The 25,258-nt window shown below is 55.0% G+C and carries 22 protein-coding genes; 17 read left to right on the forward strand and 5 right to left on the reverse strand.

Annotation, left to right across the window (positions count from 1 at the left end; genetic code table 11):
- Nucleotides 1–239: 239 nt before the first annotated feature.
- Together ACW44H_RS04660 and ACW44H_RS04665 are read right to left on the reverse strand one after the other, a co-directional pair.
- A complete protein-coding gene (locus ACW44H_RS04660; RefSeq protein WP_457507282.1) occupies nt 240–908 on the reverse strand; it encodes a 2OG-Fe(II) oxygenase in 669 nt (222 codons plus the stop codon).
- The gene (locus tag ACW44H_RS04665; protein ID WP_457507284.1) at nt 905–1,576 is read right to left on the reverse strand and encodes a CoA pyrophosphatase; all 672 of its coding nucleotides are present in this window, start codon (nt 1,574–1,576) and stop codon (nt 905–907) included. Before ACW44H_RS04665 ends, ACW44H_RS04660 begins: the two co-directional genes overlap by 4 nt.
- A 94-nt stretch (nt 1,577–1,670) precedes the next feature.
- Between ACW44H_RS04665 and ACW44H_RS04670 the strand changes: the two genes are divergently transcribed.
- On the forward strand, nt 1,671–2,228 hold the full coding sequence (locus ACW44H_RS04670; RefSeq protein WP_457507286.1) for an NUDIX hydrolase: 558 nt from the start codon (nt 1,671–1,673) through the stop codon (nt 2,226–2,228).
- A 27-nt stretch (nt 2,229–2,255) separates the two neighbouring features.
- On the opposite strand, the gene ACW44H_RS04675 is transcribed toward ACW44H_RS04670, so the two are convergent.
- Nucleotides 2,256–2,567, reverse strand: a complete 312-nt coding sequence (locus ACW44H_RS04675) for an NGG1p interacting factor NIF3 (protein WP_113270332.1) — start codon at nt 2,565–2,567, stop codon at nt 2,256–2,258.
- 127 nt (nt 2,568–2,694) lie between these two features.
- Between ACW44H_RS04675 and ACW44H_RS04680 the strand changes: the two genes are divergently transcribed.
- The 12 genes from ACW44H_RS04680 to ACW44H_RS04735 all read left to right on the forward strand — a co-directional run bounded on the left by ACW44H_RS04680 (nt 2,695) and on the right by ACW44H_RS04735 (nt 15,310).
- Nucleotides 2,695–3,645 (forward strand): sugar-binding transcriptional regulator, encoded by a 951-nt coding sequence (locus tag ACW44H_RS04680; RefSeq protein WP_457507288.1) that lies wholly within the window; start codon nt 2,695–2,697, stop codon nt 3,643–3,645.
- A 173-nt stretch (nt 3,646–3,818) separates the two neighbouring features.
- The gene (locus tag ACW44H_RS04685; protein WP_457507290.1) at nt 3,819–5,138 is read left to right on the forward strand and encodes an ABC transporter substrate-binding protein; all 1,320 of its coding nucleotides are present in this window, start codon (nt 3,819–3,821) and stop codon (nt 5,136–5,138) included.
- A 69-nt stretch (nt 5,139–5,207) separates the two neighbouring features.
- Nucleotides 5,208–6,098 (forward strand): carbohydrate ABC transporter permease, encoded by an 891-nt coding sequence (locus tag ACW44H_RS04690; protein ID WP_457507292.1) that lies wholly within the window; start codon nt 5,208–5,210, stop codon nt 6,096–6,098.
- Nucleotides 6,099–6,127: 29 nt separating this feature from the next.
- Nucleotides 6,128–6,994, forward strand: a complete 867-nt coding sequence (locus tag ACW44H_RS04695) for a carbohydrate ABC transporter permease (RefSeq protein ID WP_457507294.1) — start codon at nt 6,128–6,130, stop codon at nt 6,992–6,994.
- A gap of 12 nt (nt 6,995–7,006) precedes the next feature.
- A complete protein-coding gene (locus ACW44H_RS04700; RefSeq protein WP_457507296.1) occupies nt 7,007–8,158 on the forward strand; it encodes an ABC transporter ATP-binding protein in 1,152 nt (383 codons plus the stop codon).
- Entirely contained in the window at nt 8,155–8,871 is a 717-nt protein-coding gene (locus ACW44H_RS04705) for an HAD family hydrolase (protein ID WP_113270338.1), read from the forward strand. Before ACW44H_RS04700 ends, ACW44H_RS04705 begins: the two co-directional genes overlap by 4 nt.
- Nucleotides 8,868–9,656: an L-iditol 2-dehydrogenase gene (locus ACW44H_RS04710; RefSeq protein ID WP_457507298.1), complete on the forward strand. Its 789-nt coding sequence runs from the start codon at nt 8,868–8,870 to the stop codon at nt 9,654–9,656. Before ACW44H_RS04705 ends, ACW44H_RS04710 begins: the two co-directional genes overlap by 4 nt.
- 7 nt (nt 9,657–9,663) lie before the next feature.
- A complete protein-coding gene (locus tag ACW44H_RS04715) occupies nt 9,664–10,314 on the forward strand; it encodes a nucleoside/nucleotide kinase family protein (protein WP_457507300.1) in 651 nt (216 codons plus the stop codon).
- Nucleotides 10,315–10,386: 72 nt separating this feature from the next.
- Nucleotides 10,387–11,874, forward strand: coding sequence for a mannitol dehydrogenase family protein (locus ACW44H_RS04720; RefSeq protein WP_457507302.1), 1,488 nt, complete (start codon nt 10,387–10,389; stop codon nt 11,872–11,874).
- Nucleotides 11,874–13,361, forward strand: a complete 1,488-nt coding sequence (gene xylB, locus ACW44H_RS04725; RefSeq protein ID WP_457507304.1) for a xylulokinase — start codon at nt 11,874–11,876, stop codon at nt 13,359–13,361. Before ACW44H_RS04720 ends, xylB begins: the two co-directional genes overlap by 1 nt.
- A gap of 51 nt (nt 13,362–13,412) precedes the next feature.
- Nucleotides 13,413–14,366, forward strand: coding sequence for a transaldolase (tal, locus tag ACW44H_RS04730; protein ID WP_457507306.1), 954 nt, complete (start codon nt 13,413–13,415; stop codon nt 14,364–14,366).
- 101 nt (nt 14,367–14,467) lie between these two features.
- Nucleotides 14,468–15,310 carry a fructosamine kinase family protein gene (locus tag ACW44H_RS04735; protein ID WP_457507308.1) on the forward strand — a complete coding sequence of 281 codons (843 nt, stop codon included), beginning with the start codon at nt 14,468–14,470 and terminating at the stop codon, nt 15,308–15,310.
- A 20-nt stretch (nt 15,311–15,330) separates the two neighbouring features.
- Here the strand turns inward: ACW44H_RS04735 and cynS are convergent, their stop codons facing one another.
- The gene (gene cynS, locus ACW44H_RS04740; protein WP_457507310.1) at nt 15,331–15,771 is read right to left on the reverse strand and encodes a cyanase; all 441 of its coding nucleotides are present in this window, start codon (nt 15,769–15,771) and stop codon (nt 15,331–15,333) included.
- Nucleotides 15,772–15,828: 57 nt separating this feature from the next.
- Nucleotides 15,829–16,641, reverse strand: a complete 813-nt coding sequence (locus ACW44H_RS04745; RefSeq protein WP_457507312.1) for a formate/nitrite transporter family protein — start codon at nt 16,639–16,641, stop codon at nt 15,829–15,831.
- A gap of 330 nt (nt 16,642–16,971) precedes the next feature.
- Between ACW44H_RS04745 and ACW44H_RS04750 the strand changes: the two genes are divergently transcribed.
- The 4 genes from ACW44H_RS04750 (at nt 16,972) to ACW44H_RS04765 (ending at nt 25,114) form a co-directional block, all read left to right on the forward strand.
- The gene (locus ACW44H_RS04750) at nt 16,972–18,945 is read left to right on the forward strand and encodes a sigma-54 interaction domain-containing protein (RefSeq protein WP_457507314.1); all 1,974 of its coding nucleotides are present in this window, start codon (nt 16,972–16,974) and stop codon (nt 18,943–18,945) included.
- Nucleotides 18,946–19,113: 168 nt separating this feature from the next.
- Nucleotides 19,114–20,580 (forward strand): TolC family outer membrane protein, encoded by a 1,467-nt coding sequence (locus ACW44H_RS04755; protein ID WP_457507316.1) that lies wholly within the window; start codon nt 19,114–19,116, stop codon nt 20,578–20,580.
- Nucleotides 20,581–20,657: 77 nt separating this feature from the next.
- Nucleotides 20,658–21,926, forward strand: a complete 1,269-nt coding sequence (locus ACW44H_RS04760) for an efflux RND transporter periplasmic adaptor subunit (RefSeq protein WP_457507318.1) — start codon at nt 20,658–20,660, stop codon at nt 21,924–21,926.
- Complete coding sequence (locus ACW44H_RS04765) at nt 21,926–25,114, forward strand: efflux RND transporter permease subunit (protein WP_457507320.1); 3,189 nt, start codon at nt 21,926–21,928, stop codon at nt 25,112–25,114. The genes ACW44H_RS04760 and ACW44H_RS04765 overlap by 1 nt, the downstream gene beginning before the upstream one ends.
- The last annotated feature ends 144 nt before the right edge of the window (nt 25,115–25,258 follow it).

A 25,258-nucleotide genomic window follows, 5' to 3' on the forward strand; every position in this document is an offset into this window, starting at 1 on the left:
AATCAATAGCGTCGGTATTAGTTGCCGGTTAAATAAGTGATGGCAACGCCTGCACTATTTACTCCTGATTGTGTTAATTACAATTAAGTAACTAACGCCGTATTGCGGCTTTCTTCGCAAATACAAACATAGATTAGTCGCTGTGCTCAAAAATGCAATTTCTTAACTATTTGTGTTTAATTAATTTAGCGTAGTTGAAAATAGTTGAAAGTAATTGAGAATAGTTGAAAATTGTGTCGTTAGCGCGCTGGATCAAGCACGCCACCCAGTGACGCATTGCGTCTAAACCAGCCTGCTATGCTTGTCCGGGGGTAACGTGTGGGCAGCACTTCATGGGGAATGGACTCTGAAAGGAAGCAGGCAAACGTGCCTGCCTCTGGCACCACGCGGGCGACCTCCTGGCTTGGATCATCTGGGTGATAGATAACCATCTCCCCACCGCCGTCGCTTGGCCAGTGGGGGGTTAAATAACCGACAGTGGAGATGACGCGGTTAGCGCGCCCGCGAAAACTATCCAGATGACGCTGATAAAAAGCCCCAGGGGGGTAGTGGGCAAAGTGAGCTTCGTACTCAAATAAACCCAAAAACAGCGCGTGATTAAGCGCCTGCTGTAATTCGCTCATGGCGTCTAAATAGCGCCGCTGGGCAGCGCTTTCGTGATCAAGCCAGTGGATCGCATCGCCTCGAATATCTTTACGTAGCAGGTGCTGCTGGCCTCGGCCGATGCCCGCTTCGTCCAAGCCTTGATAGGCCGCTCGATGCAATATTTCGTGATTCAGTGCATCGCAAAGCGCAAGATCAATTACCTCCCGACCGACATACCAGCCCTGTTCAACCAGCGCATCGACAAGGTCGGCTGGCACTGCTGGGTGCAGTGCAGGTGACAAGGTAGCAACAGAAGGGGTCATTTGTTGGGTCTCGTTGACGCTGGGTGGGAAGCGCTCTTGGAGGATTGAGAGAGACGGCTGTTACGTTCAGGGTGGTGGCGAAGCAGGCCGAGAGGGCGTTGATATAAATCGATCGGCATACCAAAACCTTCAGCCAATAATTCCACCAGCATCATCGCCGATAACCCCCAGATGACATGGCCATCGACATGATAGCTGGGAACATAGTGGGCAACCCCATCTACGGTAATGACATCGGTATGTGTGCGGTGGTCGTCGAGAAAATGGCTTAACGGGACTTCAAAGATGGCGTCTAACTCCCCGGGATCAGCGACCAAAGGTAAATCAGGCGGAATAATACCTACCCAGGGAGTCACGCGTATTCCATGCAGTGAAATGACATCAGACAGCCGTCCCAGGGGTTGCACTAGACCGGGGTCAAGGGCAATCTCCTCTTCAGCCTCGCGTAGCGCTGTGGCGTAAAGATCCGTATCAAAAGGCTCGCGCTTGCCACCTGGAAAGGCCACTTGACCACTGTGTGTGGCTAAATGGCTGGCGCGGCGGGTAAACAGCAAGGTAGGCGCAGGGCGCTCAACAATCGGCAACAGTACCGCGGCCTCGGGCATCACGATGTGGTCCAAGCGTTGAGGAGTAAGCTGTTGCAGCTGTTTACGCAGTTTCTCTAACATGGGGCATCCCGTTACTTTGTTCTCTTTTACCCAGCAGCGGTCGTTAACGTCAAGCGCGTTGAGGCTTCTATCCACCAGCCGTTGAGAATATGCGATGAATTTTTGCAGCCAGTGTGGTGATAAAGTACGTTTTGCCATTCCTGAAGGCGACGACCGTCCACGTTACTTGTGCGATGTCTGCGGCACGATCCACTACCAGAATCCCCGCATTGTGGCGGGCACTTTGCCGGTCAGTGGCAGCAAAGTACTGCTCTGTAAGCGCGCGATTGCCCCGCGTAAAGGCTATTGGACGCTACCGGCTGGCTACATGGAAAATGCCGAATCGACGCAGCAAGCCGCGGTTCGAGAGACCCGCGAAGAGGCTTGTGCCGAGGTCGAGTTAGCTAATCTGTATACGCTCATTGATTTACCACACATCAACCAGGTGTATATGATTTTTCGCGCTGAGCTAGTCGGTGGTTTCAGTGCGGGACCAGAGAGCACGGAAGTCGCGTTATTTGAGGAGCATGAGATCCCCTGGGATGAGCTTGCCTTTATGACGATTGAGCGCACGCTTAGGCACTTTTACGCGGACCGACCCCTCAATGCGTTTCCGCTGCATATCAGCATGGTGACCCCTGAAGACCGCGAGCGCTATTTTGGTAGTGTATGAGTCTTCAATAGTACTACGTGTATCCGCTTAAAGGTCGGCCAACTGCCATACATCATACGCGACTTCTTCGTAGGGGTGAGCAAGTTTCAAGGCGGCAATGGCGCCGTGGATATGCGCTTCATCGCACAGCAACTCGACTTTGAACTCTTCTACCCTTTCCAAACTGCCAACCGAGCCGATATGCGGGTTGGCTTCTCCCGTGGGGCGAAATTGGCCCGTGCCTAGGGTTTGAAAGCAGGCATGGTCATAATTGCCAATACGGCCTGCACCGGCTTCAAACACTGCTTGCTTGACGCTTTCCGCATCTTCTATGGGAACAAAAAAAGCGAGCTTATACATGCTATCTCTCCCTGCGATCGGTCCATGAAAAACATTAAGCTCTGGGTATGTTAGCGGATAGACGACTACAGGTCGCGGGCTAAGCTTTGTATGATGATGCTTTTATGACTGTTTTGAGAGCCGCCCAATGGATAAATTTGAAGTAAAGCTGGATCAGGCGGCCAGAGCCGCTTGGATGTCCTACGTGGGCGGAATGACACAGGATGAGATTGCCAGTCAATTGGGGGTCTCAAGGCCAGGGGTACAGCGCTTACTGGCGTTGGCGCGGCAAGAGGGCCTGGTAAAAGTACATATCGATCACCCTATCTCTAATTGTATGGCATTGGGGAAGACGTTGCGTGATCACTTTGAGCTGACTTACTGCGACGTTGTCCCTGCCGATAACCACGCCGTCGAAAGCGCTGCCAGCTATCTGGCGGTAGCCGCGGCTGAGCGCATTGCTCAATTGGTAGAGCGTAGCGAGCCATTGACACTATCGCTTGGCACCGGGCGCTCGGTACGTGCGGCGGTAGAAGCACTCAGCCGCGTTGAACGCCCCCAGCATCGCTTTGTTTCCCTGGTGGGTAATGTTGCCCGGGACGGCTCGGCCAACCGCTACGATGCCGTCATGGTAATGGCGGATAAAACCGGGGGAGAGCGTTTTTTACTGCCCGCACCGGTGGTGGCCGAATCGCTCACCGAAAAACAGGCAATGCTGGCGCAGCGTTTATTCAAGGCGATTGCCGATGTGGCAAGGGAGTCCGAAGCCGCTTTTATCGGTATCGGTCGTATCGATCGCCAAGCCACACTGTTTCAAGATCATTTTATTAGCGAAAGTGAGCTGGATGAGCTGTTGGGCTTGGCGGCGGTAGGCGAGCTACTAGGCTGGCCGTTGAACAGGGAAGGAGAGGTGATCGATTGCTCGATTACGCGGCGAGTAACCAGTCTACCCCTGGAGCGTTTTGGTAAACACCACATGGTAGCGATAGCAGGGGGGTATGAAAAAGCCCCGGCGATTCATGCCGCATTGCGTGGTGGTTGGCTAAAAGGGTTGGTTACCGACGAAGTGGCTGCTCGGCAGATTGTTGAGGCGCTCTAGGGCTTTCAAACCCGGCTGCGTGCACTGCAATATGCAATAAGTGTAATAAGTTAGCGTAAAGTCTAAGCCAATCGGCTTTGCTTTTTTTTGGCTTACGTAAGATCATTTGTTCGATCGATGATCAATATGATCAAGGCAACAACAATGCCAACACATGCCCATAGGAGTGCTATATGCGACTCGCACGTCACTTGCCCGTCTCCGCGCTAGCGGCCGCCATTGCCCTATCCAGCCAAGCTCAAGCGCAAACCGAAATTACCGTGGCCACCGTCAACAACAACGATATGGTCATTATGCAGAGCCTCACCGAGGCTTTCGAAGAAGCGCATCCCGACATTACCCTGGATTGGGTGGTGCTTGAGGAGAACGTGCTACGCCAACGCATGACCACCGATATTGCCACCGGCGGCGGCCAATTCGACGTCATGACCATTGGTACTTATGAAGTGCCTATTTGGGCAGAACGCGGCTGGCTGTCACCGCTGGATAACCTGCCTGACGACTACAACGAAGACGATCTGCTGGCCTCAGTACGCGATGGTTTGAGTCTGGACGGCACGCTTCACGCGCTGCCGTTTTATGCGGAAAGCTCGATGATGTACTACCGCCAGGATCTGTTTGATAAAGCGGGCATCGAGATGAGTGATCAGCCTACTTGGGAAGAAGTACGCGAGTGGGCAGGTGAGTTACACGGCAGCGAAGAAGGCTTGGCCGGTATCTGTTTACGCGGTAAGCCCGGTTGGGGCGAAAACATGGCGTTTGTTTCCACCTTGGTAAACACCTACGGTGGCCGCTGGTTCGATGAGGAGTGGAATCCAGAACTCAACTCTGAGGAGTGGATGAACGCTATCCAGTTTTATGTCGATTTGCTCAACGATTACGGCCCACCAGGCGCAAGCTCCAACGGCTTCAACGAGAACCTAGCACTGTTCTCCCGTGGCAACTGTGCCATGTGGGTCGACGCCACTTCCGCGGCGGGCAAACTGTATGACGCCAATGAGTCCGATGTGGCGGACAGCCTAGGTTTTGCTCCGGCACCAGTGGCCGAAACACCGAAAGGGTCTCATTGGTTATGGTCGTGGGCGCTAGCTATCCCGGCGTCTTCAGAGAACCAGGACGCGGCGCGTGAGTTTATTACCTGGGCCACCTCGCAAGAGTACATCGAGCTTGTTGGCGAAACCGAAGGCTGGACCAGCGTGCCGCCGGGTACTCGTGAGTCAACCTACGCCAACGAGCAGTACACTGAAGCAGCGCCCTTTGCAGACTTTGTGCTAAAGGCTATTCAGGATGCCGACCCAACCGATTCTACGCTGGAACCCAATCCTTATGTCGGGGTTCAGTTCGTGGGCATTCCTGAGTTTCAGTCAATCGGTACCCAAGTCGGCCAAACGATTGCCGCGGCGCTAACCGGTGATACCACGGTAGAGCAGGCGCTCGAGAGTGCCCAGCGTGCCACCGAACGCACCATGCAGCGTGCCGGTTACCTCGACTGATGACAGTCTCACCTGCCTTGGATACCAAGGCAGGTGTTGCTCCCCTCCAGTGTTTTTGTAGGTGCTCCCATGAATAGAACCCGTGCCTCCGGCCGCACCGTCGGAGGGTTGAGAACGCTGTTGCTGCAAGCGCCAGCCGTAACGCTGCTATTGCTATGGATGATTGTGCCGTTAGGCATGACGCTATGGTTCTCCTTCCAATATTACAACTTGCTAATGCCCGGCATGACCGGCTTTGCCGGGTTGGAAAACTATGAATACCTTCTCACCGACCCAGCCCTTTGGGCTGCCATGGGCAATACGCTGCTACTGGTGGGTTGGGTGTTGGCGATTACCGTAGTCGGCGGCACTTTGCTGGCGGTGCTATTTCAGCAGGAGTTCCCAGGGCGCGGGATTGCTCGCGTGCTGGCGATTTCGCCGTTTTTCGTCATGCCTACCGTCAGTGCGCTGGTGTGGAAGAACATGATGATGCACCCATCCAACGGGGTGCTGGCGTGGTTGGCTGAGTCTATTGGTCTGCCCGCTGTCGATTGGTTTTCGTCGCTGCCGCTGACCTCGATCGTCATCATTGTGGCGTGGCAATGGCTTCCGTTTGCGCTGCTTATTTTGCTCACCGCGATGCAGTCGTTGGATGAAGACCAAGTTGAAGCTGCACGTATGGACGGGGCAGGGCCAATAGCGATTTTCTTCTTTATCACGTTGCCGCATCTAAAGCGGGCGATCAGCGTGGTCATCATGATCGAAATGATCTTCCTGCTGACCATCTTTGCCGAGATTTTTGTGACCACTTCCGGTGGGCCTGGCCTGGCGACCACCAACTTGGCCTACTTAATTTATATTCGTGCGCTGCTGGATTTTGACGTGGGTGTGGCGTCTGCCGGCGGGGTGATTGCGATCATTCTTGCCAATATCGTGGCGATCTTCCTGGTCCGTATGGTGGCCAAAAATCTGGAAGACTAGACCGGCACCTGTGTCGTGGGAGTACTTCGATGACAACATTAGTTTCCAAAACGGCGTCGCCCCGCTCGGTATCGGGGTGGCGGTCAGCACAAACCAAGCGCGCCTTTTTGACGGTCTTGGGATGGTCTGTCGCGCTGGTAATCTTCTTTCCAATTTTCTGGATGATCCTGACCGGCTTTAAAACCGAATCGGCGGCGATTGCCGACCCCACGTTGATTTTCTCACCCACCTTGGAGAGTTACCAGGCGGTGCAAGAGCGCTCGGGCTACGCAAGCTTTGCCCTTAACAGCGTCGCGGTAGCGTTTGGTTCTACCTTTTTAGCGTTGTTAATTGCGATTCCATCCGCCTATGCCATGGCCTTTTTGCCCACTAAGCGCACCAAAGGCACCTTGCTCTGGATGCTCTCTACCAAAATGCTGCCCTCGGTGGGTGTGTTGGTACCCATTTACCTAATCTTTCGTGACGTTGGGCTGTTAGACACACGTACCGGGCTAATTATCGTCTACACGCTGATGAATCTGCCGATTGTGGTGTGGATGCTTTACACCTTCTTTAAGGATATGCCCAAAGATATTCTTGAAGCGGGTCGTATGGATGGCGCCTCGACGTTCCAGGAAGTGTTCTATTTACTACTGCCGTTAACGCTGCCAGGCATCGCGTCTACTGGCCTGCTGTCGGTCATTTTAAGTTGGAACGAGGCATTTTGGAGTCTCAACTTAACCACCTCAAATGCCGCGCCGTTAACGGCCTATATCGCCTCATTCTCAAGCCCTGAGGGGCTGTTCTGGGCCAAGCTGTCTGCCGCTTCCACCATGGCCATTGCGCCGATCTTGATACTCGGTTGGATGACGCAAAAACAGATGGTACGTGGCCTGACCTTTGGCGCCGTCAAGTAAGGGATCTTCCTCATGGCAACATTACAACTACACAATATCACTAAGCGCTTTGGCGATACCGAGGTGATCAAGGGCATCGACCTTGAGGTCAATGACCGCGAGTTCGTGGTCTTCGTTGGCCCCTCGGGCTGTGGTAAATCAACATTGATGCGCATGATTGCTGGGCTGGAAAGCGCCACCGACGGCGATATTTTGATCGATGGTCAACGTATCAATGATGTCGGCCCAGCAGATCGCGGCCTCGCCATGGTATTTCAAAGTTATGCGCTTTATCCGCACATGACGGTAGAAGACAATATGGGCTTCAGCATGCGCCTGGCCGGTGTATCCAAAGAGAAACGGCGTGCCAAAGTGCTGGAAGCAGCCAAGATTCTCCAACTTGAGCCACTCTTGGATCGTAAGCCCAAAGCGCTCTCCGGTGGCCAGCGCCAGCGGGTGGCGATTGGCCGGGCGATTGTGCGTAACCCCAGCATCTTCCTGTTCGACGAACCGCTCTCCAACCTGGATGCCGCGCTGCGGGTGCAGATGCGTATTGAACTGGCGCGTCTGCACGACGAGCTGGACGCGACCATGATCTACGTGACCCACGACCAAATTGAAGCCATGACGATGGCGGATAAAATCGTCGTACTTCATGACGGCGTGGTGGAGCAGGTGGGCTCGCCCATGGCGCTTTATCATCATCCCCGCAATCGCTTTGTCGCAGGCTTTATTGGCTCACCAAAAATGAATTTCCTGCCGGTAACGTTGACTGGCGTGTCGCCTGAAGGTGTGGCGGTTCGGTTGCCCGGGGGCGGTGAACGCAGCGTGCCGGTCGATGGCCAGCACCTGGATAGTAACGCCACGCTTGAACTGGGCGTTCGCCCTGAACATCTGGTGCTCGAAGAACAGGGGCCGCTGAGCGGGCAGATCGAAGTGCTTGAGCGCCTCGGTGGCCAAACCTCGCTCTACGTAAGAATGAACGACACGCTAGTCACGATCATGGCCGATGGCGATGTGGCGCATCGAGTGCACGACACGGTGCGTTTTGGCTTTAACCCTAAATGCGCTCACTTGTTTGATGCTGATGGGCTGGCCCTGCCGAGCTTGCAGCAACATCCGCTGGCGGGGCTAACCCGCCATGATAACCGCGCCTCTGATTCGCCTTCAGAGGAGACTGCATGAGGACGCTGATCTTTGATTGTGATGGCGTGCTGGTCGACAGCGAAGCCCTTGCTGAAGGCACCCTGGTGGAATACCTCTCCCGCTGGCTGCCTGATTTGAATATTTCACAGGTGCTTAGCCAGGCACTAGGGATGACCACGGCAGATATCTTGAGCCATCTTGAGGCATTAAGCGCTCACTCACTGCCTTTAGATGCCACCGAGCAGGTGGATACCGCCATTGAAGCGCGCTTGGCACGGGAGCTTAAAGCAATTGAGGGTGCCGATAAGGCGATTCGCGGTATTGCCTTGGAAAAGGCGGTTGTCTCTAACAGTCGGCGTAGCCGCGTATTAGCGTCGCTGATGAGTACGCGATTAGCGGAAGCCCTTGGCGAGGTGCCTATTTTTACCGCTGATCAAGTGGCTAAACCCAAGCCTGACCCCGCGCTCTATCGGTTGGCGGCGTCTCAGTTAGGTCAAGTGCCTAGGGACTGTCTAGTGGTGGAAGACAGCGTTGCTGGCGTGACTGCCGCTCATGCTGCCGGTATGTGCGTAATAGGTTTTGTCGGTGCGAGCCATGTGGATGCTGGTCAATCGGCACGACTTATTCAAGCTGGCGCTTGGCGGGTATTAGAGCATATGCACGGCTTGGCAGCCTTGGTGGAAGAGTGGCAAACCAGTGGCCCTGCTTTCCAAACATTAACGGCGTCACGCACTAATCAAGGATCGCTATGAAACTGATCGATAAAACCGCTGTGATTACCGGTGGCGCTCGCGGCATCGGTCTGGCCATTGCTCAGCGCTACCTTTCAGAAGGCGCCCGTGTCGTGGTGGCGGATATTGATCGTGCCGCCATCGACGAGGCCGTAGCGACACTGCAAAAGCTGGGGCACGCCGACGAGAAGGTGATGGGTGTGGCACTCAATGTTTGCGATCAGAGCTCGATTGACGCCATGGTAGAGGCGGTGACGCAGCGCTTCGGCGGTATTGATGTGTTGGTCAATAACGCTGCGGTATTTGATATGGCGCCGGTGCTCGAGGTGACCGAAGAAAGCTTTGATAAACAATTCGCGGTCAATACCAAAGGCATGTTTTTTACCCTGCAGGCGGTTGCGCGTTCGATGGTGGCACGCGGGCAGGGGGGCAAAATCATTAACATGGCTTCTCAGGCGGGGCGCCGCGGTGAGGCGTTAGTCAGCGTGTACTGCGCCAGCAAAGCCGCCGTCATCAGCCTGACTCAGTCCAGCGGATTGGATCTCATTAAGCACGGTATCAACGTCAACGGCATCGCCCCCGGCGTGGTGGATACGCCGATGTGGGAGGAAGTCGACGCGCTGTTTGCCCGTTACGAAAACCGCCCACTAGGCGAAAAAAAGCGCTTGGTAGGCGAAGCGGTGCCGTTCGGGCGTATGGGCCTGCCGGAAGACCATACCGGCGCCGCAGTGTTTTTGGCTAGCCAGGACAGCGACTATGTGGTCGCCCAGACCCTCAATGTCGATGGTGGCAATTGGATGAGTTGAGGTCGCCATGACGCCTGATCTTGATACGCTCGATCTTGATACGCCTGATTTTGATACGTTAGCTGAGCAGATTATTCGCGCCGCCGAAGGCGCCTCCCGCTATCTAGTGGCCTTGGCAGGTCCGCCTGGCGCTGGCAAATCGTACCGTAGTGCCCAGCTCTGCGCTGCCATTAATCAGCGCCTGCCGGGCCAAGCCGGGCTGGTGCCGATGGATGGCTACCACTTCGATAATGCCGTGCTGGGCGAACAGCAACTGCCGCTTAAAGGCGCGCCGCACACCTTTGATGTTGAGGGGCTGCGTTGTGACCTTGAACGTATTCGCCAGGCTCGCCATCCGGTAGCGGTGCCGGTATTCGATCGCCCGCTGGATCTAGCGCGTGCTGGAGGGCGCTTGATTGCCCTGGAGCAACGCATCGTGATTGTCGAAGGCAATTACCTGCTGCTTGATCGCTCCCCCTGGCGCGAACTGCGGCCGCTGTTTGATTGGACGCTATTTCTAGAGGTCGACGACGCAGTGCTGGTCGAGCGGCTGATCGATCGCTGGCTTGAGATGGGCCAGGATCGCGCCGGGGCGCTGGCGCGCACCCATCACAAAGATATGCTCAACGCTCAATTAGTAAAAAGTTGCTGTTTACCGCCCGACCAGCGCTGGCGCTAGCGCCTTTCATGCCGCTTTAGCCACTTTCATTTACCCCCATCGCGCCAAGTAGGCCTTGGCTGGAGAGCACCCATGACCCGACTTAACAATCACAACCTGGGCAATCTAACCGCCGATGTTGCCACACCCAGCTATGACCGTAGCGCGCTTACGCCCGGTATTGTGCATATCGGGGTAGGCGGCTTTCACCGCGCCCATCAGGCAATGTATCTAGATGCATTAATGAACCTGGGCGAGGCGCTGGATTGGGGCATTGTTGGCGTGGGTGTAATGCCTGGCGACAAACGCATGCAGCAGGCACTCGAAGCGCAGGATTATCTCTACACCCTGGTGGTCAAGCAGCCCGATGGCCAATACGAGCCGCGGGTCATTGGCAGCATGGTGGACTACCTGTTTGCGCCAGAAAATACCGAGGCAGTGATCGAGCAAATGGCCGATCCGGCGATTCGCATTGTGTCGCTGACGGTCACCGAAGGCGGCTACAATTTTCACCCGGTGAGCGGCGAATTCGATCTGGATAATCCCCAGGTGCGTGCCGATCTTGCCAACCCCACTCAGCCCTCAACCAGCTTTGGGCTCGTGGTAGAAGCGCTTGCCCGCCGCCGCGCGCAGGGCATCGCCCCGTTCACCGTGATGTCCTGCGATAACATTCAAGGCAACGGCGATGTCGCCAAGCGTATGTTCGGCGCCTATGCCCAGGCGCGAGATGCCGAGTTAGGCGCTTGGCTGAAGGCCGAGGTGGCGTTTCCCAACGCGATGGTGGATCGCATTACACCGGTGACTTCCCCGACGGATATTGATGAGCTCAACCAGCGCTTTGGTGTCGAAGACGCCTGGCCGGTGGTCTGCGAACCGTTCACCCAGTGGGTGTTGGAAGACCATTTTCCCCTTGGCCGCCCGGCGTTTGAAAAAATGGGTGTTCAAGTGGTGGCGGATGTCGAACCTTACGAACTGATGAAACTGCGCCTGCTCAACGCCAGCCACCAAGCGCTGACCTATTTTGGTTATTTAGCCGGATATCGCTACGCTCATGAAGTGTGCCAGGATCCGCTGTTCGTCGATTTTTTGCTGGGTTATATGCGCGAAGAGGGCACGCCCACCTTGGCGCCAGTGCCGGGGGTTGATCTTGAAGTTTACCGATTAACGCTGATCGAGCGTTTTGCCAACCCGCAAATCAAAGATACCCTGGCACGGCTCTGCGCCGAGAGCTCAGACCGCATCCCCAAGTGGTTGGTGCCGGTGATTCGACAGCAGTTGGCCCATGGGGGAGAGATAGAGCGCAGCGCTGCCGTGGTGGCCAGCTGGGCGCGCTACGCTGAAGGGGTCGACGAACAGGGCGAGCCGATTGAGATCGTTGATCGCTTGAAAGCGCCGCTGATGGCGATTGCCGCCGAGAACCGCCAACGGCCAACGGCCTTTATTGAAAACCGCGAGCTGTTTGGTGACTTGGCCGATAACACACGTTTTGTTGAGGCCTACTTGAGCGCGCTCAATTCACTGCACGAACGTGGCGCACGCGCTACGCTAGAGGGTCTGGCGTCATCCAAAGGAACAGTGTGATGTATATCGGGGTAGATTGCGGTACCCAAAGTACCAAGGTGGTGGTGGTCGACGTTGAGCAGGGAACGATCCTGGCGGAAGCAAGCCGAGCCCATCGTCTGGATGAAGGTGAAAATGGCCGCCGTGAGCAGGCTCCTACAGAGTGGCTGACCGCCTTGAAAGGCGCATTTTTTGCTGCGTTGGAAAAAGCCGGTGTGGCGGCAAGTCAAGTGCGTGGCATCGGCGTTTCTGGCCAGCAACATGGCATGGTGGCACTCGATAGTGAAGGCGAGCCGGTCTACCCCGCCAAGCTCTGGTGCGATACCGAAACCAGCACGCAGAATGCTGATTTAGTGGCCCGTCTGGGCGGCGAAGCAGGCTGTTTGGAAAAGCTGGGTTTGGTGCTGCAAACGGGCTACACCGCCTCCAAGGTTGCCTGGCTGCGTGAAAAGCACCCGCACGCGTATCAGCGAATCGAAAGCCTGCTGTTGCCCCACGATTACCTCAACTTCTGGCTGACCGGCGAACGTGTCACCGAAGCGGGCGATGCCTCGGGCACCGGCTACTTCGATACCCGCAAGCGCTGCTGGCAATTGGACGTATTTGCTGAGATCGCCCCCGAACTAGACCCAGAAAGGGTACTGCCCCGCGTGTTGGAAGCCCGTGAGCCAGTAGGCTTGGTGCGTCCCGTGGTGGCTCGCGAGCTGGGGCTGACGGATCAGGTGGTCGTCTCCTCGGGTGGCGGTGACAATATGCTGGGCGCCATTGGTACCGGCAATATTACCCCAGGGCTGATCACATTAAGTTTAGGTACCTCCGGCACCGTTTGCGCTTACTCGGCCACCCCGGTGGAGTGCGATAGCGCTATGGTCGCCAATTTCTGTTCCAGTACCGGCGGCTGGTTGCCGTTGATCTGCACCATGAACGTTACGTCGGCGACCACGCGGGTACGCGAGCTTTTCGGCTTAGACTTGGCAGCGTTTGGTGAGAAAGTAGCAAGCGCGCCAATCGGCGCCGAAGGCGTTACCGTGCTGCCCTTTTTCAACGGTGAACGAGTGCCCATGTTGCCCGATGCCTCAGCGGACTTTCTTGGCTTGAACAGTTTAAATACCACTCAGGCCAATGTATGCCGGGCCGTGGTGGAGGGGGCCACTTTCGGGCTACGCTATGGGTTGGAATTGTTGGGCGATTTAACCGCCGGGGCCAGTCAGATTCGATTGATCGGTGGCGGCGCTAACAGCCCCGTGTGGCGACAAATAGTGGCGGATATCACCGGCACTCAGGTGATTTGCCCTGAGATTACCGATGCCGCCGCCCTGGGCGCCGCGATTCAGGCAGCGTGGTGCGACCAGCATGCCCACGGCGTAACGCTTGAAGCGCTGTGTGAAAAATTAGTCCACCTGGATGCGCAGTCGCTTGCCGACCCACATCCCGATCATGTGGCGGCCTACCAGCCGGTTTATGCACGCTATTGCGCCGCCCTTGAACAACGTCATGGTGGCGATTAAGTAACGAATTGAATAGAAGCGTCAGGATTGGACAAATTTTAAGGAGAAGATATGACCAGCCAACTGCAACAGTTGAAGCAACATTCGCTCGTCGTCGCCGACACCGGTGACCTTGAGGCTATTCGCCGTTACCAGCCCCAAGATGCCACGACTAACCCGTCGCTGCTGCTCAAGGCGTTTAGTTTGTCCGGTTATCAAGCGCTGATTGATGAAGAATTGAGCAGTGTAAAAGCGTCGAGCGGTAGCCGCGAAGAGCAGATCAAGCATGCCGTTGACCGCCTTGCGGTGGCCATGGGCAGCGAGATTTCGGCGGTCGTGCCGGGGCGTGTTTCCACTGAAGTGGCTGCCCGGCTGTCGTTTGATACCCAGGCCAGCATTGCCAAAGCGCATGAACTCATCGAACTGTACGATGCCCGCGGCGTGTCTCGTGACCGTGTGCTGATCAAACTGGCCTCTACCTGGGAAGGCATTCGCGCTGCCGAAGTGCTCGAACGCGAGGGCATTCAGTGCAACCTGACGCTGCTGTTTAGCGATGCCCAGGCTCAGGCGTGTTTTGATGCGGGTGTGTTTTTGATCTCACCCTTTGTCGGTCGCGTGACCGATTGGTACAAAAAAGAGACCGGCAACGATTACACGCCGGAGAACGACCCGGGCGTTCAGTTTGTTCAGGGTGTGTGCGAGCGCGCCAACCAGGGCGGCTATGACACCGTGGTGATGGGCGCGAGTTTCCGCACCACCGGTCAGGTACTTGCGCTGGCGGGTTGCCCACGGCTAACGATTTCGCCAGCGTTACTGGAAGAGCTTGATGCTACCGAAGGCAGCGTAAGTGCACAGATCGGTTCTGGCGAAGGCAGTGGCAAACCTACCGAGCCGCTGAGTGAGGCCGCCTTCCGTTGGGGCCACAATCAGGATGCCATGGCCAATGACAAACTGGCCGAAGGTATCCGCCGCTTCCATGATGACCAGTTGGAGCTAGAAAGCCTGATCGATAAACGGCTGGGCTAAGCTAATCAACTAAGAGCGCATTCAACTTCTTGGTGGCGCATTTGATCTCTTGGAGACGTATTTGGCCTCTTGGAGACGTATTTGACCTCTTGGAGAGTAGAATGGACGCTAAGCTGCGTCAGTGGTTGGAATCTATCGAGCTTGCCCCCATCGGCGATTTGCAGCCGCTTAGTGGGGGTGACATCGCCGCCGTATACCGTCTGTCAACGCACCAGGGGCCGGTGGTGATTAAGCACGACGATGCGGCACGGCTGCGTGGCGAGGCCGAAGGGCTGCGTGCGCTGCTCAGCGCCAACGCAAAGCTGATAGTTCCGGAGGTGCTAGGTCTGTTTGAGGGCTGGCTGGTCATTGAGTCATTGGATACCGTGCCCGCCGGTCCGCAGAGTGAGGCCGCGCTTGGCGAAGGGTTGCGCGGTTTGCACGAGGTCATTGGTGATGCCCACGGCTGGCATCAAGATAATGCCTGTGGGCTGACGCCTCAGCCCAATGCGCCACTCAATGACGGGCGGGCTTTTCAGCGCGAACGCCGTTTATTACCCCTATGTGAGGCATGCCACCAGCGCGGGCTCTTGGATAACCAGCTGCGCGAGCGTATCGAGCGGCTGGCCCAGGATTTAGAACGCTGGTTACCCGATACACCGCCCAGCTTATTGCACGGTGATCTATGGTCGGGGAATGTGCTCTTCACCAATAAGGGACCAGCGGTTATCGATCCAGCCGTGTATCGCCATTACCCCGAAGTGGATGTGGCGATGCTGACCCTGTTTGGCTCACCGGGCGAGGCATTTTTTGACGCCTACTGGAACGGCAACGCCCCGGCCGACTGGCCGAGGCGTGAAGCGCTGTTTCAACTCTACCCGCTGCTGAATCACCTGCTGCTGTTCGGTGCGGGTTACCGTTCGGCGGTTGAACGCAGTGTGGCGAGGCTCGAATCTTACACTTAAGCCTTATCAAGGCTTATGTATCACCAGGACTTATAAGGCAAAAATTTGCCGTTCAGGGTCAGCAGTACTCGGTCGCCTTTGGGATCTTCGATTTTGTCGACCTCCATGGTGAAGTCGATCGCGCTCATAATGCCATCGCCAAATTTCTCTTGTACCACGTCCTTCAGGGTTTCGCCGTAAACGCCGACCACTTCGTACAGACGATAGATAAAGGGGTCCTGAGGGATCGCTTCGTCCCAGGCTTTGGTGGGAAAAGCCACCAATGCTTCAGCGACCTCGCTATCCACCCCAAGCGTGTCACAAAGCTGATGGGCAACATCTTTGCTGGCGCTGTTCATGCCGTAGCAGGCCGAGGCCACCCAGACGGGTGACATGCCCACCGCTTTGCCGATATCGTCCCAGCTCATTTTTTTTCGCGCTTTGGCAGCGAGCAGGGTATGACGCATTTCGAGCTTATCCATGACAAATCTCCTTTGAGTAGAGGGCGAGTGCGCCCTTTTTCACCGATGAGGCTGTGATTAAGAAAATACTTTTTTAGCTTGGGTACGCACGTGGGTGGTGTAGAGAACCAAACCAACCAGTGTCAGGCCGCCGACTAGGTTGCCCAGTACGGTGGGGATTTCGTTCCACATAATGTACTGATAAAGGGTGAAGTCAGCGCCCATCATGAGGCCGATGGGGAACAAGAACATGTTGACCACGGAGTGCTCAAAACCGAGATAGAAAAACACAATGATGGGCATCCACATGGCCATAATCTTGCCGGAAACCGTTGTGGAGATAGCGGCGCCCACCACGCCCATGGACACCATCCAGTTACAGAACATGCCCCTTAGGAAAAGCACAATCCAACCGGCAAATCCCGCCTCTTGGTAACCCACCGTGCGACTTTCACCCACGGTCATCATCGTTTGGCCGACGGCGTTGATTTCCTCGGTACCGCCCATGGTGAAATTCAGGTAGCCAAAGGTGGCGATAAAGAGTGCGCCCCCAAGGTTGCCGAGTCCCACCAAGCCCCAGCATTTCAGCATCCTAGGCAGTGTGACGCCGGGCCTTTTGTCGAGCCATGCAAGAGGCACCAGCGTAAAAACACCAGTGAGCAGGTCATAGCCCATCAAATAGAGCATGACGAAGCCCACTGGAAAGAGCAGAGCGCCAATCAAGAAATGGCCGGTTTGCGTAGCAATGGTGATGGCGAAGATAACGGCCAACGCGAGAGTGGCGCCCGCCATGAACGAGCGGATAAGTGTATCCCGGGTGCCCATATAGATTTTTGACTCACCCTGGTCTACCAACTTCGTGACAAATTCACTGGGCATTAGATAAGACATAAGCAGCTTTCCTGTGTCATTTCGGTTAGTGAACGCCTCGCCCAATTTTTTAGTGTTCCAGACAGGATCAATAAAAAAAACAGCGGCGCTGTTTTGGTGCAAAAAGGGAGGACTTGCAGCGTTAACGTTCTTATTGCGATTTATGTGCCAACACGCATTATTTTTATTTAACTGTTTGTTTTTATGTTTTTTTTATGGTTATTGCCTAGCACGCAATGCACAGAATAGTTATTACGAAAAGTCGTAAATAGCGATATTTCGTTGTTTTATTAACGAAAAATCGTAAATGGCGTGGTAATTGAATGGTTAAGGTGGGAAACATCTTGAGCCATGAGGTATGCACCAATGTATGAGCAAGCGTATTCGCACTCCGCGGCTCTAATGGGCAGCTTTTCACCCCTTGCAATGATTGTGGTCGACCCGTTGGCCGATCAACTGCTGGCCGCTAATCCCATCGCTTGCGAGATGCTCAATATTGATGGGCCTCTGCCTTTAGCGACACCGTTTAGCCACCGCTTGAGCGCTGGATTGCCGCTATGGGTGAGCTTTACCGATGAAGCGTTGGTACAAGAAACGGCCTGGTCGGATGATTTGGTACTGCTAGATATGCTCCGCCAGCCGTACCGAGTTGAGGTTTATGCCCAGCGCCTCGGCGACTCAGAACAGCTGTTGATGACGCTAATTGATCGCAATAAAGCCGAGCAGCGACGTGCCAAAGCGGAGCTAGGTCGCCAGCATCGCCAAGGGGAAGTGGGTTGGCAGCGTGTCGAGCAGGTATTTGAACGCATTGAAAAGCAAAACCATCTTATTCTTAGTGCGGCGGGCGAGGGTATTTATGGCCTTGATGCCGAGGGCAAAACCACCTTCGTAAACCCAGCTGCGGAGCGTATTTTGGGTTGGAGTACCGAGGATATGGTGGCCCACGATGCACACCTAATGTTTCACCACACCCATGCCGATGGCAGTCACTTTCCGGTACAGGAGTGCCCGATCCATGCCTCGTTTAGCGATGGCCAGGTGCATCATGTCGATAACGAAGTGTTCTGGCACAAAAATGGCGAAGCGATTCCTGTTGAGTACACCAGCACGCCGATTTTTGAAATGGGCCGTTTGGTTGGGGCAGTGGTGCTTTTTCGCGATATTCGTGAGCGTAAACGCGCCGAGCAACAGCTACGCGATGCGCTCGCTGAAGTGGAGGCACTCAAACAACGGCTGGAACTGGAGAATGAGTATCTACAAGAAGAGATAAAAGCAGAGCTTAACCATCGCGACATCGTCGGCGATAGCCCGGCGGTGGCAAAACTGATCAAGCAGATCCAGATGGTTGCTCCCACTAGCGCCAACGTGCTGATCAGTGGCGAGTCGGGTACCGGCAAAGAGCTAATTGCCCGTGCCATTCATGCGGGCAGCACGCGTAGCGATAGGCCGCTCATCCGTGTGAACTGCGCGGCTATTCCCAGAGACCTTTTTGAGAGTGAGTTTTTCGGTCATGTAAAAGGGGCCTTTACCGGCGCGGTACAAGACCGGCCTGGGCGCTTTGAGCTGGCCCATGGCGGCACGCTGTTCTTAGATGAAGTCGGTGAAATCCCTTTGGAGCTGCAGAGTAAGCTATTGCGAGTATTGCAGGATCAGCAGTTTGAGCGAGTAGGCGAAAACCGAACTCAGGAGGTCGATGTGCGGGTAATAGCCGCCACTAACCGTGAACTGCGTGGCATGATTGACGTAGGCCATTTTCGTGAAGACCTCTATTTCCGCCTTAACGTTTTCCCTATCGATTCGGTGCCGTTGCGCAAACGGATTGAGGATGTACCTCAGCTAGCGCGGCATTTTTTGCACCGTGCCTGCCTTAAATTCAATAAGCCGGGCGTGCGTATCCCTCCGGCCCAATTAGAAATTCTGCAACGCTACCCCTGGCCCGGCAATATTCGTGAGCTTGAAAACGTCATAGAGCGTCAGGTGATCGTCACCCAGGATCGGCGTCTGGTATTCGATGACCTATTGTTGGGGGAGCCACCCCGCTCGTTAAGCCGCGCTAGCAGCGAACTTACGGCGGCTCATGACCGCGGGCAACAAAGTGAAACCCCGCTGCTTACCGAGCATGCGCTTAGCCAACGCCAACGAGAAAGTACGCTAGCCGCGCTCTCCAAGGCGGGCGGCAAAGTGTCGGGGGCGGGCGGCGCTGCGGAGTTGCTAGGCATTAAGCCAACAACGTTAGCCTCACGTCTCAATAAATGGGGCATCGACGCGCGTGATTTTCGTAAAAAAGAGCCGCGTTTGTCGTCACCGCAACATACTTTGGACTAAGGTGATCTGGAAGCAGCTTGACAATAAGCTGTACACACATTTTTAGATTGTTCAAGGCTAGCATACATACATGAATGTAACTATAATGCTCATCTTACTGAGTGGCTGTGTAAGCTGAGACGCTTAGTTCGTTCGCTACCCTGACGCTGATACCTAGAGGCAACCCCCATGCGACTGGCACACTGGGCAGTCAATGCCCCTTTACGACCCTTGATGGCAGCGGTATTCGCCGCTTCTTTTGTACTGCCTGCACAGGCCGCGGACCTGCTCACTATTACCCGTGATGCACTCGAAAATAACGCTGAGCTTTCCTCGGCGCGCTTTGAGTATCTGTCAGTAGAAGCAGCCAAAGATATTGCCAAGGCCGGGTTACTGCCTCAGATAAATGCGTCAGGCAATGTGACTCATAATGAGCAGTATGAAAGCCAGACCTCATCTCGTCTTCCTACTGAAGGAGCTGGAGTAGGCAACGTAAGCTCGGGTGATGACCGTTACAACACCGTATCACTTTCTCTTGAAGCCACTCAGGCGCTCTATGATGAAGTAACGCGTCGAGAAGTCACTCAGGCTGCCAACCAGATTGACCAGCAGGTTTACCTGCTAGCGGCCACCGAGCAACAGCTATTGATCGATGTCGCCAGTGCCTATTTTGATATTTTGCGTGCTTACGAAATTTTAGAAGCGCGTCTTGCTCAGGAGCGCGCCATTGGTCGTCAGCTTGAGCAGGCAGGCGAGCAGTTTGAAGTTGGTTTGATTGCGATTACGGAAGTCGAAGAAGCGCGCGCAACGTTTGACCAGTCTCGTGCTGATCGCATTGCGGCAGAAAGCAATCTGCAAGTGACTTTTGAGGAATTGGAGCAGCTTACCGGCCAGCGTTACGCCAGTATCGAAGCATTGGGCGACAGTATGCCGGTAGACCTCCCCGAGCCGAGTAGCCGCGACTACTGGGTAGAGCAAGCCATTGAACGTAACCCCTTGGTGTTAGCTCAGCAGGCCGGTATAGATGTCGCACGCAGCGGCGTAGCCATTGCCCGGGCGAGTGGGTTACCTACGCTACAAGCGTTTGGTAATTATCAATACGGGGAAAGTGATATTGATAACACCACCGGAGAAGACTCCTCAAGCCAGGTGGGCTTAAGCGCTAATTTGCCTATTTACACCGGTGGGCGTACCAGTGCCAGTATCCGTCAAGGGACCTATCAACTGGAAAGTAGCCAGTACGATTTCGAGTCCCAGCGCCGCTCCTCCATTCAGCAGGTACGCTCGCTGTATACCCAAGTCAGCAATGATGTGGAAACCATTGAGGCTCGGGAGCAGGCCATCGTCTCCAATCAAAGCGCTTTAGAGGCTACTCGTGCGGGGTACGAAGTCGGTACCCGTAACATTGTGGATGTGTTGAACGCTGAACAGAATCTTTACAACGCGATCGCCAATTACGCCGAAGCTCGCTACGACTACGTGGTGAATTTGCTCTCGCTGCGTCAGCAGGCCGGGCTCCTAGACGTAGAATCCATTGAAGAAGTCAATGCGTGGCTAACCGGCGATGAGGTGAACTTCATTTTGCCAGAAAGTGACGGTAACGACCGTTATGAGAATGCTCTCGACATCGGCGCACCACCCCAGCCGGGCATGTAATTGACGCCGATTGGGAATGACCCAGGTGCAGCAAGTGCTATCAGTCGACTCTTAAAAGATACATGGGAACTTAACGTATGAAGAAGATGATTCACTCACGCCGAGCGAGTCTGGTGACGCTTTTAGCCGCGCTGGCACTCGCGGCCTGTGGTCAAGAGGAATCCGAGGCGCCTCAGCAGGGCGCCGAGCAAGAACCCCCGCCGCATGAGATTGCCGTCGTAGAAATGGCTCGCCAGGATATAGCGCTGGATAAATCGTACCCCTCACTGTTGCGTAGTGATGATGAGGTCACCTTGGTGGCCCGTGTCAGTGGTGCTCTAGAGGCGCGTCATTTCGAGCCAGGCCAAATGGTAGAAGAGGGCGATCGTCTCTATACCATTGAGCCGGATCTTTATCAGGCAACGGTTAATCAACGTGAAGCTGACTTACAAAGTGCGCGTGCCGAGCTTTCCCGCGCCCAGCGCGATGCTCAGCGTTTTGAACAGCTACTCAGCCAAAACTCAGTGAGCCGCCAGCAGTATGACCAAGCGCTGGCCGATCAGCGAGTCGCTCAGGCGAATGTCGCCCAGGCGGAAGCGGCGCTGACCAGCGCTAATCTGGATTTAGGCTATTCTCAGGTGACTGCGCCGGTCTCAGGGATGATCAGCTTAAGCCAAATCAATGTCGGCAATTTTGTTACTTCCGGCACCGAGCTGGCATCCATCACACCGCTTGATCCCTTAGAAGTACGTTTTCAACTGCCTCAGCGCGATGCTTTTGAGCTTCGTCGCCAACTGAGCCAGGGAACTGAGGCATCGGATATCCGCGCCCGACTAAGTATTCCTGGTGTCAGTAGTGGTGGGGATGCCGAGCTGGAAGGCTACTTGGACTTTCTGGGCTCAAGCGTTGATCGGGGAACCAGTACTGTTCAGGCAGCCGCGACGTTTGAAAATCCAGACGCCACTGTCCTGCCTGGCCAGTTTGTACGTGTACAAATCGAAGGTTTAAAGCGCTTTGACGTGATGGCAGTGCCGGAAATTGCCGTGACGCAAGGCTTAATGGGCCCTCAAGTATATGTATTGGATGACGAAAACAAAGCGCGCGAGCGCACGGTCTCGTTAGGCGAATTAGCGGGACCTTGGCTGATTATTCAAGATGGCCTTGAGCCAGGCGACCGGGTAGTGGTCGGTGATCCTGCTGGCTTAGAGCCGGGCAGGACGATTGATCCGCAGCCGTTTAGTGGCAATGCGGAGGCGATAATGGAAAGGATTGAGCAAGAAGAAGCTCAAGAGCAGGCTGAGCAGGCGCAAGCGCTGGAAGGGGCGGCCGAAGGCCCGTCCGCTGAAGGGGAAGAGGGTGCGCAATAATGAACTTCTCTAACTTCTTCATCAGCCGTCCGATTTTTGCCACGGTATTGGCCATTATCGTGACGCTGGTGGGCGTAATGTCGATGCGGGTTTTGCCTATTGAGCAGTATCCGAGCGTCGTGCCACCTACGGTATCTGTACAGGCGCAATTCCCCGGCGCAGATGCGGAAACCGTGGCGCAAACGGTGGCGGCCCCTATTGCCGAAGCCATTAACGGTGTTGAGGACATGCTCTACATGACCTCAAACAGCGCTGATAACGGCAGTATGAGCCTGAGTGTTGCGTTTAATATCGGCACCGATGGCGATATTAATACCATTAATGTCAATAACCGTGTTCAAGGGGCGCTCTCACAACTACCTGAAGCGGTGCAGTCGCAAGGCGTCACCGTTGAGCTGCGCTCCGATGCTATTTTGATGTTTATCGCGTTGACCTCGCCTGATGGCGACTATGACAAAATTTTCATGCAGAACTACGCCACCCTCAATGTGCTTGATGAACTACGTCAAGTGCCGGGGGTAGGCAATGCAGCAGTGCTGGGTGGCGGCGAATTTGCCATGCGTATCTGGATGGACCCGGATAAGTTAGCCCAATACGATTTAACGCCTAGCGAAGTAGCTAGCGCGATAAGAACGCAAAATACTGAGATTCCGGCCGGTAATCTCGCGGCGATGCCGCAAAGTGATCCACGCGCTTACACGTATACCATTACGGCTGGCGGTCGCCTTAATGATGTTGACGACTTCCGTAATATTTACCTGCGGACCAATAACGACGGCTCTTCGCTACGCCTGGAAGATGTTGCACGCGTTGAGCTTGGGGCATCTTCTTACGGGGTGGATGCACGCTTGAACGGTTCCAGCATGGCGCCGATTATTATCAACCAACAGCCCGGTGCTAACGCGCTGGAAACGGCTCAGGGCGTGCGCGAAGCGATGGAAGATTTGTCCACTCGTTTTCCGCCTGGGCTTGAGTATGTGGCGCCTTACGATACAACGCTGTTTATCGATGCTTCCGTGGAAACGGTTTACCACACCTTTATTGAAGCCTTTCTGATCGTTATCGTCATTCTGTTTATTTTCCTTCAGAACTGGCGCTTTACCGTGATTGCCATGTCAGTGGTGCCGGTCGCTGTGGTAGGTACCTTTGCAGGGTTCTACCTGTTTGGCTTTTCGATCAACCTGCTGACGTTATTTGCCCTGGTGCTATCGATAGGGATCGTGGTCGACGATGCCATTCTGGTGGTGGAGAACGTCGAGCGCGTGCTGAGCGAGGAAGACGACATCAGCGTGCGCGACGCCACCATCCGAGCGATGAAAGAAGTCGGCGGACCGGTCATTGCGACCTCGCTGATTATGGCGGCGGTGTTTATCCCTGTGGCTTTCCTGGGTGGCTTTACCGGGCAGATATACCAGCAGTTTGCCATCACCGTGGCGATCTCGGTGGCCATTTCAGCGTTAATGGCATTGACGTTTACACCTGCTCTGTCAGCGATTTTTATCAAGCATAAAATCGCCGGTACTGGGCAGTCTAAGTTCAAGCGCGCCCTGAATACACCGTTTCGCCTGTTTGACCGGCTGTTTGCCGGTATTACCGCCGCCTATATGTGGGTCGTCAAAGGCTTGGTGCGTTTTTGGCTGTTGGCGCTTGCGCTGACGGTGCTTACTGGCGTGGGTTCCTACTGGCTCTACGCCAATACGCCTTCAACGCTAGTGCCGGAAACGGATCAGGGGGTTGTTTTAGTGAGCGTGTCGCTACCTGATGCAGCGTCGCTTGACCGAACCCAAAATTATATGGCGAAACTTAGTGCGGCGATTGAAGATATTCCTGGGGTTGAGTACTCCTCAGCGGTGGCGGGCTACGACATTCTTTCCAGCGCCGTGAATACTGCGCGCGGGGTAATGTTCATCAACATGAGCCCGTGGTCTGAGCGTGAATTGACAGCCACCGAACTGGTGGGGCGCATTATGGGATTGGGCGCCAGTATTGATGGTGGCTCCGCGATGGCCTTTAACGTGCCGCCGATCATGGGGCTGTCGACGACAGGCGGCTTTACCGGTTACCTGCAGTCGTTTGATGGCGCCTCGACCCGTGAACTCTATGAGGCCTCCCTGCAAGTTATGCAGCAGGCGAACCAGCACCCTGCGCTGAACCGAGTGTTCTCGACCTTCAACGTCAATGTACCGTCATATCGGGCGAACATTGATCAGCAGAAGGCGCTCAGCTACGGCGTAGAGCTGGGTAATATTAATTCAGCCCTGTCGAATACGTTTGGTAACGGTTTTGTAAATTACTTCAGCTATCAAAACCGAAATTTCCAGGTGTATCTGCAAAACGAGGATGAATTCCGTAAAACGCCGGAAGACCTAAGCAGTGTTTTTGTGCGTGCGGGGAACGGTGAGCGGATACCGCTTTCGGAATTTGTCGAGCTTGAGCGTCAAACGGGAGCATCGGTGGTATCGCGCTTCGGTGTTTATGCCGGTGCCCAGTTCCAGGGTAACCCGGCTGAGGGCTATAGTTCCGCTCAGGCGATTGAAGCGATGGAGGAGGTCGTTCAGGAGACGTTGGGCTCCAATTGGGGCATGGGCTGGACCGGAACAGCGTATCAGGAAGCTAATATGGGTAGCGCCGCGACCCTGGCTATCGTGTTCGGGCTGCTAATGGTCTTTTTGATTCTAGCGGCTCAGTATGAAAGCTGGTCGTTACCGCTAGCGGTACTCACTGCGACCCCTTTTGCGTTCCTAGGCGGTATTGGCGGTATCGTGCTGCGTGGGTTGGACACCAGTGTCTATGTGCAAATTGGTATGTTGGTAGTGGTCGGCTTGGCTGCGAAAAACGCTATCCTCATCGTCGAGTTTGCTGAGCTTCAGCGTAAAGAGCAGGGTAAGTCGATTCGTGAAGCGGCCATTATTGCAGCAGAACTGCGTTTCCGCCCCATCGTCATGACCTCCCTGGCGTTTATCTTCGGTACGTTACCGTTGGCCTTAGCGACCGGCGCTAGCGACGTGAGCAGTCATCACATTGGTACCACGGTGGCGATGGGTATGTTCGCAGTAGCGACCTTGGGTAGTCTGTTTATTCCCAGCTTCTATGCCATGATTGCGACAGCCTCTGACTGGCTGGGGCGTAAGGTGAAAGGGGATAAGCGGCACTCCTCGTCACCGGCGCTAGAGCAGGATCAGCACTAACCTTTAGCGGTAATGAAAGGTGAAAATAGACGGGTATCTCCTTTGGGAGGTACCCGTTTTTTTATCTCCATGACCGGGGTCAATACAGCACTGGCGCCCTAAAGCTAACCTGGACTAAGCTTAAAAGCATAAAACATCGCCGGC

The sequence above is a fragment of the Vreelandella sulfidaeris Esulfide1 genome, from assembly GCF_054072535.1.